This is a genomic window from Xanthomarina sp. (assembly GCF_035306705.1).
In the GTDB taxonomy this organism is placed as follows: Bacteria; Bacteroidota; Bacteroidia; order Flavobacteriales; family Flavobacteriaceae; genus Xanthomarina.
Genome location: NZ_DATGNO010000158.1, coordinates 1 through 11553, shown reverse-complemented (window position 1 = coordinate 11553; position 11553 = coordinate 1). Strand labels below are relative to the sequence as shown.

At 33.6% G+C, this 11553-nt stretch carries 11 protein-coding genes; 1 reads left to right on the top strand and 10 read right to left on the bottom strand.

What is annotated here, in order from left to right; genetic code table 11:
• Position 1 precedes the first annotated feature (1 nt).
• The gene (locus VKY47_RS14470; RefSeq protein ID WP_414731229.1) at positions 2–175 is read left to right on the top strand and encodes a T9SS type A sorting domain-containing protein; all 174 of its coding nucleotides are present in this window, start codon (positions 2–4) and stop codon (positions 173–175) included.
• 84 nt (positions 176–259) lie between these two features.
• On the opposite strand, the gene rlmN is transcribed toward VKY47_RS14470, so the two are convergent.
• The 10 genes from rlmN to VKY47_RS12820 all read right to left on the bottom strand — a co-directional run.
• Entirely contained in the window at positions 260–1300 is a 1041-nt protein-coding gene (rlmN, locus tag VKY47_RS12865; RefSeq protein WP_324313216.1) for a dual-specificity RNA methyltransferase RlmN, read from the bottom strand.
• A gap of 205 nt (positions 1301–1505) precedes the next feature.
• Positions 1506–2555 (bottom strand): tRNA preQ1(34) S-adenosylmethionine ribosyltransferase-isomerase QueA, encoded by a 1050-nt coding sequence (gene queA, locus VKY47_RS12860; protein ID WP_324313215.1) that lies wholly within the window; start codon positions 2553–2555, stop codon positions 1506–1508.
• Between the two features lie 126 nt (positions 2556–2681).
• Positions 2682–3911 (bottom strand): 3-phosphoshikimate 1-carboxyvinyltransferase, encoded by a 1230-nt coding sequence (locus VKY47_RS12855; RefSeq protein ID WP_324313214.1) that lies wholly within the window; start codon positions 3909–3911, stop codon positions 2682–2684.
• Between the two features lie 3 nt (positions 3912–3914).
• Positions 3915–4241, bottom strand: coding sequence for a nucleotide pyrophosphohydrolase (locus tag VKY47_RS12850; protein WP_324313213.1), 327 nt, complete (start codon positions 4239–4241; stop codon positions 3915–3917).
• 2 nt (positions 4242–4243) lie between these two features.
• Positions 4244–6262: a DUF3857 domain-containing protein gene (locus VKY47_RS12845; protein WP_324313212.1), complete on the bottom strand. Its 2019-nt coding sequence runs from the start codon at positions 6260–6262 to the stop codon at positions 4244–4246.
• A gap of 12 nt (positions 6263–6274) precedes the next feature.
• Positions 6275–8176 (bottom strand): DUF3857 domain-containing protein, encoded by a 1902-nt coding sequence (locus VKY47_RS12840; protein WP_324313211.1) that lies wholly within the window; start codon positions 8174–8176, stop codon positions 6275–6277.
• Between the two features lie 76 nt (positions 8177–8252).
• Complete coding sequence (gene dtd / locus VKY47_RS12835) at positions 8253–8705, bottom strand: D-aminoacyl-tRNA deacylase (protein ID WP_324313210.1); 453 nt, start codon at positions 8703–8705, stop codon at positions 8253–8255.
• A 97-nt stretch (positions 8706–8802) separates the two neighbouring features.
• Complete coding sequence (gene rsgA, locus VKY47_RS12830) at positions 8803–9762, bottom strand: ribosome small subunit-dependent GTPase A (protein ID WP_324313209.1); 960 nt, start codon at positions 9760–9762, stop codon at positions 8803–8805.
• Between the two features lie 116 nt (positions 9763–9878).
• Positions 9879–10961: a bifunctional 3-deoxy-7-phosphoheptulonate synthase/chorismate mutase type II gene (locus VKY47_RS12825; RefSeq protein ID WP_324313208.1), complete on the bottom strand. Its 1083-nt coding sequence runs from the start codon at positions 10959–10961 to the stop codon at positions 9879–9881.
• A gap of 138 nt (positions 10962–11099) precedes the next feature.
• On the bottom strand, positions 11100–11553 hold a 454-nt coding region (locus VKY47_RS12820; RefSeq protein WP_324313207.1), incomplete at its 5' end, for a prephenate dehydrogenase dimerization domain-containing protein.

Sequence of the window (11553 nt, the reverse complement as noted above, 5' to 3'; positions counted from 1 at the left end):
ATTGAATATTAATCAGATAGATGTATATAACCAATTGGGACAAAACGTACTTCAAGTTAATGGCTTAAGGTTGCAGAACAACTCTATTGATATATCTGCATTACAGCAAGGGATGTACTTAGTTAAAATCTCTGCTGAAGGGAAAACAGAAACTTTAAAAGTTCTAAAAAAATAAGTTTAAACGTATTAGACTTTATTTAAAAAAAGCCCCAATTTAAAAATTGGGGCTTTTCTATTTTTAGAATACAAGGTTTCTTTTTTAACTTTTATTCGCCAATTGGCCACAAGCAGCGTCAATATCTTTTCCACGAGAGCGTCTAACGGTTACTGTAATATGATTGGCTTCTAGCATGGAAACATACATATCAATGGCTTCAGCATTGGCTTGTTGAAATTCGCCATCATCTATGGGGTTGTATTCTATTAAGTTGACCTTACTTGGTGCAAATTTGCAAAATTCTATTAAGGCTTCAACATCTTTCTTTTTATCGTTAATGTCTTTCCAAACTACATATTCATAAGTAATTCTGTTTTTAGTTTTTGCATACCAATATTCTAAAGCCTCACGTAAATCGGCTAAAGGAAACGTTTCATTAAATGGCATGATGGATGTACGTACCTCATCGATTGCCGAATGAAGTGAGACGGCTAATTTGAATTTCACTTCGTCGTCGGCCATTTTTTTAATCATTTTTGGCACGCCGGAAGTAGAAACTACAATACGTTTTGGCGACATACCCAAACCTTCATCTGAAGTAATTTTATCAATGGCTTTTAACACGTTGTTGTAATTCATGAGGGGTTCTCCCATGCCCATAAACACAATATTACTTAAAGGTCTGTTGTGATATAGTCTGCTTTCTTTATCGATAGCCACTACCTGATCAAAGATTTCATCAGGATTCAAATTTCGCATGCGTTTTAATCTAGAAGTGGCACAAAATCTGCAATCCAAACTGCAACCAACTTGGCTAGAAACACAGGCTGTAGTTCTGGTTTTTGTAGGAATTAAAACTGATTCCACAATCAATCCATCATGCAAACGAACCGCATTTTTAATAGTGCCATCACTACTTTTCTGCATGTTATCTACGCGAATGTGATTAATAACAAAGTTATCTTCGAGCATTTGTCGCGTTTCTATGGAAACATTGGTCATATCCTCAAAGCTATGGGCACCTTTGCTCCATAACCATTCATATACCTGATTTCCACGAAAGGCCTGATCTCCTTCTTTAACAAAGAAATCTCTAAGTTGCTCTTTTGTTAGGGCTCGTATGTCTTTTTTTGATGTTGTCATTGTTTTGCAAAAGTACGTAAAGGATTTTCGATTTTCGATTTTTTGAATTGTGATTTTTGAATGTTAGGATGAACAGAAAACTCGCATCCTAAAAATAATCCAAATTAAATCATCTTATAAATTTAATATTTCTTGACTTAATAGCAGGTAATAAAAACAAAAAAGCCCTGTATAAACAAGGCTTTTTATTAGTATGTAATTCTAATTAGATAATTAACATGGCATCGCCATAGCTATAGAAATTATATTTTTCCTTAATGGCTACTTCATACGCCTTTTTTATAAAATCGTGACCTCCAAAAGCCGAAGCCATCATTAATAAAGTCGATTTTGGTGTATGGAAGTTGGTAATCATACAGTTTGCAATACTAAAATCGTATGGAGGGAAAATAAATTTATTGGACCATCCATCAAACTCGTTTAAAGTTCCGTTTGAAGATACTGAGCTTTCAATAGCACGCATAGCAGTTGTTCCAACAGCACACACACGTTTTCTATTTTTAATACCTGTATTTATAATATCTGCAGCGTCTTTTTTAATAATAATTTCTTCGCTGTCCATTTTGTGTTTGGATAAATCTTCTACTTCTACGGGATTAAAAGTACCTAAACCAACATGTAATGTAACTTCAGCAAAATTAATTCCTTTAATTTCCAAACGTTTTAAAAGGTGTTTAGAAAAATGCAAACCAGCTGTTGGTGCTGCAACGGCACCTTCGTTTTTAGCAAAAATGGTTTGGTAACGCTCTTCGTCTTCTGGTTCTACTTCTCTTTTAATATATTTTGGAAGCGGAGTTTCGCCTAATTCCTTAAGCTTTACGCGAAAATCTCTATAAGAACCATCGTATAAAAAACGTAAGGTTCTTCCTCTTGAGGTGGTGTTATCAATGACTTCGGCAACCAAAGATTCTTCTTCGCCAAAGTATAATTTATTTCCAATTCTTATTTTTCTAGCTGGATCTACAAGTACATCCCAAAGACGTTGTTCTTCGTTTAATTCTCTTAATAAAAACACTTCAATTCTTGCGCCTGTTTTCTCTTTGTTACCAAAAAGCCTAGCAGGAAATACTTTCGTATTATTAAGAATCATAACATCATCCTTATCAAAATAGTTGATTAAATCTTTAAACAATTTGTGTTCGATAGTTTGTTTCTCTCTATCTAAAACCATTAAACGCGATTCATCCCTATTTTCAGCTGGATATTCTGCTAATAATTCTTCTGGAAGATCAAAATTAAAATGTGATAATTTCATATGTAGTCTGTTTTTAGCGTTTTCACTTTATATAAATAACCCACGTGTTTTTGTGGAAATCTATTATTTTGGAAAGATGCAAATATACGACCTGAAAGTAGGCGTTGTCAAGTATTTAGCTACTTATTATTTTGTTATTTCAAAACCAATGCTTTTTAGGTCCTCCCAAAAGCTTGGATACGATTTTGAAACCACCTCGGCATCGTTGATAACTATTGAAGTTTTTAGTGCTAGAGGTGCAAAAGCCAAGGCCATTCTATGATCGTTATACGTATCAATGCGAATATGGCTTTTTATGGTATTTAATGGTTTTAACCACAAACTATCGTTGGAAATGGAAATATCTCCTCCTAATTTTTCAATTTCTGTTTTAAGAGCTAATAGTCTATCGGTTTCTTTAATTTTTAAAGTATGAAGCCCAGTAAGCTCACATTCCAAACCTAAACCCAAACAAGTTACCGTTATGGTTTGAGCAATGTCGGGAGTATTTGCCAAGTTTAATTTGACGGAAGACTGACCACTAACTATTTCTGATTTATGAAGTACAATTTCATTGGTATTAAATCTAGTTTCAACTCCAAACTGTTTATAAATTTCTGCCAGAACAGAATCTCCTTGCAACGAATTTTTTTTATATGAAGATAAACTGATTTCTGTCCCAACAGGACTTAAAGCCACAATACTATAAAAATAAGACGCAGATGACCAATCGGATTCGATTACCAGCTTTTGATTGTTGACTTTTGATTGCTTCGCGACTTTTATAACCTGTTTCTTAAAAGAGGTTTCAATACCAACTTCATTTAACAAACTCAAGGTCATATTGATATAAGGAACAGATGTTATTTCTCCTTCTAAGGTAAGTTCTAGGCCGTTTTCCAGTCTGGGCGCAATAAGGAGTAACGCCGAAATATACTGACTGCTAACGCTGGCTTTTAGGCAAGTCTTGTTTTGAGATAAAGTTTTTCCTTTTATTTTTAATGGTGGAAAACCTTCGGACTCCAAATAGGAAATATCTGCTCCAAGGCTTTGAAGCGCATCGACCAAAATTTTTATTGGACGCTCTTTCATTCTCTCTGAGCCAGTTAGAACTACTTCCCTCCCATTTTGCGTGGCAAAGTAAGCTGTTAAAAAGCGCATAGCAGTTCCTGCATGATGGATATCGATCATGTTGGAAGTTGTGGTTAAGGCTTCGGACATAACAATCGAATCATCAGAATTTGAAAGGTTATCTATCTCGATATTTGAAAATAAAGCCTGCAATAACAACAGCCTGTTAGATTCACTTTTGGAACCCGTGATATTGATTTTAGACGGATGATTGGGGATAGATAATTTTTGAAGTACAATATTCATAGCCTATTTCAACTTCTCGTTGTTGTGATGTCTATCGTGATCGCGCTTGGTTTTCTTGTCCATTTTTTTATCGAAAGCCGATTGTAAATCAATTCCTGTTTGGTTGGCTAGACACAAAACCACAAAAACAACATCGGCTAATTCTTCGCCTAAATCTTTGTCTTTGTCGCTTTCCTTTTCGCTTTGTTCACCATAACGTCTGGCTATAATTCTAGCTACTTCGCCTACTTCTTCAGTTAGCTGAGCCATGTTGGTTAATTCGTTAAAATACCGAACTCCATGTTCTTTAATCCAAGTATCTACTAGTTGTTGTGAATTTTTTATGTCCATTGTTATACTCTTTTAAGTGCAACTTTTTCTGTTTGTTTGCCTACTAATAACTCGAAAAACTTTTTAAATTCTTGATAATTGTCTGGTAATATAAGTGTGTTATTTAAATCTAATGTGATTATTACCTGAATCATCGAACCATTTTCTTTTATTAAATATGTAAACTCTCCTTCCGTGCTATTATATTGTAATTTTTGATTTTCTGGTAAAGATTCTATCTCAAAACCATCTGGCAACATGATGTTTATCATATATTTTCTGGAGGTTGGATAATTTAAGTCTATCGGATATTTTCTGGTTTGAAGTTTAAAAGGTGTTTCTTTTATCTTTAAAAACAACAAAGGTGAAAAATAATAGCTTCCTCCAATTTCTTCCAAAGCATCATCTAACTGATATTCATAAGTTAAAAGTACAGGTTTTATGGGAACATTCATACCTTCAACTTCAATATTGGAAACCTCTAAATTTCCGTCTTTAGATTCAATATCTTTTATTAAATCATCATTTGAATGATTTCCATAGGTGTTTCTGTAATTTAAAGCACTATAATCTATAAATTGATTTCTAACTTTTCCTGTGGCCGATAAATCTGAATTTAATTTAATATTTAAAGAAACAATTTCCTTTGAAGCTTCTTGAACAGATAAATTCACCCAATTTGAACTTCCATCATTACGAATTAAACGTCCTTGCCAATTTAATGCTTTTATGGGCAAAACATTCAAACTAGAATAGCTATCCGATGCATCTAAAAGTACCATGCCTTGATCTAAATTGACAGCACAAACAACATAGTTAAAACCACTTCTTGTAGGGAATAATGGAATGCCATTATCTTTTGTACTTATTAAAACCGGGTTTGCTTCCAGCCCAGATTCACGTAGCATGGCCGTTAAAATTAAATTGATATCTCCCACATTTCCTACTCCTTGTTTATAAGCTTGTCTAACACCTAAATTTGTATAGTAACCATGAATACCATTCCATTTTACTTTAGACTTTACAAAATTGAAAATATTGTAAATTTTTTCATTTGGCTCTGTGGCACCTGCAATAGCAAGACCTAGATCATTTCCAAAATAACCCGACTTCTTTAATTGCTCGCCAAAATCGCTGCTATTATAAATGGTATTAGTTACCTTTTCCCATGAAGTAGATAAGTTCTCATAAGGCGAATTAGGCAATTGAATGGATTGTATTTCCATGGATAACTTGGCTTGATAATTATTTAAATTATCGACATATATTTCATCTTTTAAGGATGGAATATTTATGGAATTAGACTCTATAACATCAAATCGAACATCTTTATCAAATGTTACTAATTCCGATTTAGAGGATCCATACATTCCTGGTTCCGGAAGTTTTCTATAAGAAAATGTTACTCTTTTAGAAAAATATGTTTCACTTAATTTAGGATAATAGCTAGCTTTGGAATTTGACAGAGTTTTATACTTAAAATACTCTGGTGTTGTTACTATAAAATCTAATTTATTAATCGGTATTAATTCTTGAAAAGACACATCCCCTATTTCTAATCGTGGTGAAATAATTGTATATCTAAACTCTATAATAGAGCCATCGGTAATATTAGGCATGGTGAATTTTGTCTGCCTCCAATAATAATTTGTTTTTTCTTCAAAAATTCCATCTTTTTTAAGTTTGGTTTCTTCAATCTTACCATTATTTAAGTTATAGGTATTGGCTCTAAAACCTGCTAGGGCATCTTTTTTATCATGACTTTCATCATACAATCTAATTGTTTTTGTGGCTTGGTCATAGCCTTCTTTATTGTATATTTTAATACGCTCGTGTATTTCATTATACTGAACAAAGCCCTTATCCTGCTCGAAATTAAAATAGATTTTTTGGCTTCTATATAAAACAGCTGCATGGGCATCTTTTTCGAAAGGATGCTGACTTTCTTGTAATTCTTCTTTACTTACTTTTCCGAATTTATAATCTTGAGCAGTTGCAATTTGTAAAGTGAATACACTTATTAATAAAAAAACAAATTTCATAGGTTGGGTAGGTTAGGTTTTTGAGTTAAATATGATTTTGGAGGTATCGTGTTTTTTAATACTTAAACAAAAGTCTCTAAACTCTTGATAATCTTCTTTGGAATACGAACCTTTATTAAGTATCAATTCACGTTTATAGCTTATAATATTGTTAGTTGCGGTGACACTTAAAATATATGAACCAAATTTGCTTTGAATAGATACTGGTTCTTTCAAGGCTTCCACATGCAAGGTTGAAGAAAATTTAATTTCGTAGTTATCAACATCTGTAAATCCTCTTTCAATAACAAATGGCAATTTTCTATCCGTATATCTTGGAGGCGATATTGATAATTTATTAAATACATTAGGTTGAAACAATAAGCGATTCCCTGCTTTAGACGCATAATTAAGAATTTTCACATGAACATCTTCAGTAAAAACAATACTTTCTTTATTGTTGTTGAAATTCATTTTTAGAATTTCAAGATTGTTTAAATCGCTCCAAAAATTGCTTTTATAATATAATTCCTGTTCTTTCAAAGTGGTATTTTGTATCCCTTCGTGATTGCCATATTGCGCTCCTTTCGACTGAATGTTAATCGTTCCTAAAACAGTTCCTTTTTCATCTAAAAAGATATCAGCTTCTATGTTTTGAGTGTTTTCGTCGGCATGATATGCTTTGGTACGGACAATTTCACCTCCTTTTGGAGTAATAATCAAAGCTTCTCTATCATCCGTAAAATTGGCATTATAACCAAACGGACTCGTCTTGCTTGTGCATTCCAACCAGATATAATCGTCATTATTTGGCAAACATAAAATAGCATGATTTCCTTGGGTTGCAGAAAAATCTTTATCTATATCCATTAACTTATTATCTCCATAGATAATGGTATAATAAGAAGCTACTCCCACTTCTTTTAATAAGGCTTGTGTGTAATTGGTTAATGCTTTACAATCTCCATAGGCCAATCTATCCACATCTTCTGCCATCATGGGTTTCCAGCCTCCAATACCAACTTGCACACTTATATAACGGGTTTTATTTTGCATATATTGGTACACAATCTTGGCTTTTTCCATGTTAGAATCGGCATTTTCGGTAAGTTGTTTGATGGTGTTTTTAACAGATTCGGGCAATTCTTGTGTTCCGTTTATTAGGCTGTTATTCATCCACAAACCAAAGTCTTCCCAATTGGTATTGATGCCTTTTACACCTTCCATCTCAAACTCGGTCAAAGCGGTTTTTAAAATTGGCATAAAAGTTTTAAACTCTGGGCTAAAAGCTTCCCACTCTACGGCTGGTATACTTTCTGCTCGATAGTTAAAGTCACTTATTTTATGAATGTTATAATTTTCAAAATTTGATGTTTTTAGTTTTACAAGAACTCCAGATGTATTCGTGATTTTATATTCTGAATTTTCTGTACTTATATAAAACCCTTCAATAGGAAACCAACTTGGCATAAAAGCAGTAGAATTGTACACAACTTCAGTTTCAAAAACAATGGTATATGGATAACTTATGGCAGTGTAGTCTAGGTATTTTACCCGACTATCCGAGTATAAAGTCCCACCAGGAACAGCACTAACATCTTTGAAATCGTTTTTCCTGAATTTCTTGATTTCCTTTCCATCAGAATTATATACACGAGCTTCCATACCTTGTATTTTTACATTCTGACCATAATGTTGATAGGTATTAACTTTATAATCACCTTCCTTATTAAGGACTGTTACAATTCTTTTATTGGTATATATAAATTTGTTGTAGCTAACAATATCTATGTGAACTTTATTAAGCCGTACAACGGCATTCGCTTTTATCCTAAGTTCTATTGGAATGGATTTTACAAAGAGTAAATTATCATCCTGAGCTGATATCTGGAAATAAAATAGGGAGGAAAGTAGTAAAAGTAGTAGTTTTTGCATGTAGGTATTTTCGCTTCTTTATCTCAAAAATAAAATTATTTAAATCGAAACAAAGCTTTAAACATAATTAATTCACCTATTCCTTGTTTTTAGTATCAATTATGATGGTTACAGGCCCATCGTTTAAAAGTTCTACTTTCATGTCTGCACCAAATTCTCCCGTTTGTACCGGTTTTCCTAGAACCGTTTCTAAATCTTTTACAAAAGCTTCGTATAATGGAATGGCAACATCAGGTTTGGCTGCTTTAATATAACTAGGTCTGTTTCCCTTTTTTGTGTTTGCATGAAGTGTAAACTGACTGACAACAATAGCCTCTCCATTTTGATCTATTAAGGATTGGTTCATCACGCCATTTTCATCATTAAAAATCCGCAGGTTGGCTATTTTATTGGATAACCATGAAATGTCTTCATAACTATCTTCGTCTATAATTCCCAATAAAATAAGTAGGCCATGAGAGATGGATGCCACTTGCTTTCCATTAATGGTTACATGTGCTTTTGAAACTCTTTGAATAACTGCTTTCATCTGGTTTTTATTGATGTTTTAGAGGACAGATGTAATTGGCATATAATTATTTATGATGCTCGGTTTGTATGGCTTCCAACGAAAGAAGGAACTCTATTTATTCTGGTTCCTGATCCCAGTTATCTGTTCTATAATGTTCATCTTCTCCTTCAAGAATTTGGAGATAACTTCTATATCTTGAAAAAGCTATTTCGTCTTTATCCAAAGCTTCTTTTACGGCACAATTGGGTTCGTCCACATGAATGCAGTTATTGAACCTACAATCTTGTTTTAGTTTAAAAAATTCTGGAAAATAATCGCCTACTTCAGCTTTATCCATATCAACCACACCAAAACCTTTAATTCCTGGAGTATCTATAATTTTTGCACCAAAGCTCAAGTCGAACATTTCAGCAAATGTGGTGGTATGTTGACCTTGACTGTGCTGCATGGATATTTCCTTGGTTTTTAAATTCAATTCAGGTTCAATAGCATTGACTAAAGTCGATTTTCCTACTCCAGAATGTCCAGTAAACATGCTTACTTTATCCTGCATCAAAGCTTTTACTTTGTCAATGTTTTTTCCTGTGGTTGCTGAAATCCCAATACATTCATACCCTATTTTTCGATAAACATGAGCTAGAAACCTCACTTCGTCCAGCGTTTCTTCACTATAGGTGTCAATTTTATTAAAAAGTAAAACCGTTTTTATGGAATACGCTTCGGCAGTTACTAAAAACCGGTCGATAAACGTTGTGAAAGTCGGAGGATTATCAATAGTAATCAGCAAAAAAACCTGATCGATATTGGATGCAATAATATGTGTTTGCTTTGATAAATTAACCGATTTTCTAACGATGTAGTTTTTCCGATCGTGAATATGGGTAATCATTCCTATTGGATTTTCGTTGTTGTCTTCGTCCAAATCGAAATCCACCCGATCTCCAACGGCAATGGGATTGGTGCTTTTAATGCCCTTTATTCTAAATTTTCCTTTTATCCGACATGGATAAATGGTACCGAAATCTGTTTTTACAGTGTACCAACTTCCTGTGGATTTATATACTATTCCTGTCATTATTACAAAGATGCAATATTAATTAATAAGGAAAAATTAATCCCTTAAAAAAGACTTTTCATTTAGATCTGCCAGTAATGAAACTTCAGGATTAAAGGCTGACAGATCCATATGAATTACTCTTTAATAATCTTTTCTTGATGATTGATCGATTCCTGATGAATGGCCTTAAACATGCGTAAAATAAACTCTTCGCTTAAATTTCTTTCTTCTCCTTGCAGAATCATTTTACCCAGAATCTCGTTCCATCGTTTAGTTTGCAGGACAGCCACATTATGCGATTTTTTTAGAGCGCCTATATCATCTGCAATTTTCATTCGTTTCCCAAGCATATCTATTAACTGATGATCTATAACATCTATTTGTGTACGCAGGGTGTTTATTTTATTTTTAAATTCGGCAGCTTCGCCAACCTCTTTTCTAATACGCAAGTCTTTTGTGTACTGAATAAGGGTCTCTGGGGTAATTTGCTGCGAAGCATCGCTCCAAGCTTTATCCGGATTATTATGGGTTTCTACCATCAAACCATCGTAGTTTAAATCGAGAGCAGTTTGGCATAAATCGAAAATAATATCCCTTCGACCGGCAATGTGCGAAGGATCTAAAATAAGCGGTAAATCGGGAAATCGATTTTGTAAATCGATTGGAATTTGCCATTCTGGATTGTTTCTATATCTGGTTTTTTCATAAGTTGAAAATCCACGATGGATAACCCCTAATTTATCGATTCCAGAAGTATGAAATCTTTCCACCGCTCCTAACCAAAGTGATAAATCTGGATTTACCGGATTTTTAACCAAGACAATTTTATCGGTTCCTTTTAAAGCTTCGGCAATTTCCTGAACTATAAACGGGCTTACCGTAGTTCTTGCACCAATCCAAAGCACATCCACATCATGTTCCAAAGCTAAATCCACATGGTTGGCATTGGCTACTTCGGTAGCAATTAACAACCCGGTTTCCTCTTTGGCCTTTTGCAACCACTTTAAACCTAAAGCACCCACACCTTCAAAATTTCCTGGTCGGGTTCGTGGTTTCCAAATTCCGGCGCGCATAACAGTCGTGTCGCTATTTTTTAATTGATGGGCAATAGTTAAAACTTGTTCTTCAGTTTCGGCACTGCAAGGTCCAGCTATCACTAAAGGATGCTTTAAATTAAAAGCATTTAACCAGTTTCTTAGTTCTTTTTTGTTTTTCATAATATTTTTAAATTTCCTGTCTTGCTGAAAGCCAGGTAAAAATCAAGTTTCTTGTCTGTCAAAGGACAGGCTAAATTCCAATTTCATATTAAAATTAATACTATTTTGGAATATAGTTTTTGAAATTCGAGTTTTTATTTATTGTATTCCGTTTAAAATCTGTTTGATACGATTGGTGTTTTCCATATCGTTAAAAATATATTCATAATCGTCTAATTCCATTGCGTCTTTAAATTGAGATAAATTATTTATATACTCGTTTAAAGTATCGATAACATTTGCTTTATTTTGTTTAAAAATGGGTGTCCACATCTGTGGCGAGCTTTTTGCCAATCGGACGGTTGAAGCAAATCCGCTTCCTGCCAAATCGAAAATATCTCGTTCGTTCTTTTCTTTTTCCATAACTGTTTTCCCCAACATAAACGAACTAATATGCGATAAATGAGACACATAAGCAATGTGTTTATCGTGCGCTTCTGGATTCATATAACGCATATTCATTCCCATAATTTTAAAAATACTTAAAGCACGTTCCTGTAACTTAAAAGCCGTTTTTTCAACTTCGCAAATAATGTTCGTTTTATTAAAAAAC

What these genes read in the sequence shown, in the direction of transcription:
- rlmN (WP_324313216.1), bottom strand. Translation starts at nt 1,300, where the DNA reads ATGACAACATCAAAAAAAGACATACGAGCCCTAACAAAAGAGCAACTT.
- queA (WP_324313215.1), bottom strand. Translation starts at nt 2,555, where the DNA reads ATGAAATTATCACATTTTAATTTTGATCTTCCAGAAGAATTATTAGCA.
- VKY47_RS12855 (WP_324313214.1), bottom strand. Translation starts at nt 3,911, where the DNA reads ATGAATATTGTACTTCAAAAATTATCTATCCCCAATCATCCGTCTAAA.
- VKY47_RS12850 (WP_324313213.1), bottom strand. Translation starts at nt 4,241, where the DNA reads ATGGACATAAAAAATTCACAACAACTAGTAGATACTTGGATTAAAGAA.
- VKY47_RS12845 (WP_324313212.1), bottom strand. Translation starts at nt 6,262, where the DNA reads ATGAAATTTGTTTTTTTATTAATAAGTGTATTCACTTTACAAATTGCA.
- VKY47_RS12840 (WP_324313211.1), bottom strand. Translation starts at nt 8,176, where the DNA reads ATGCAAAAACTACTACTTTTACTACTTTCCTCCCTATTTTATTTCCAG.
- dtd (WP_324313210.1), bottom strand. Translation starts at nt 8,705, where the DNA reads ATGAAAGCAGTTATTCAAAGAGTTTCAAAAGCACATGTAACCATTAAT.
- rsgA (WP_324313209.1), bottom strand. Translation starts at nt 9,762, where the DNA reads ATGACAGGAATAGTATATAAATCCACAGGAAGTTGGTACACTGTAAAA.
- VKY47_RS12825 (WP_324313208.1), bottom strand. Translation starts at nt 10,961, where the DNA reads ATGAAAAACAAAAAAGAACTAAGAAACTGGTTAAATGCTTTTAATTTA.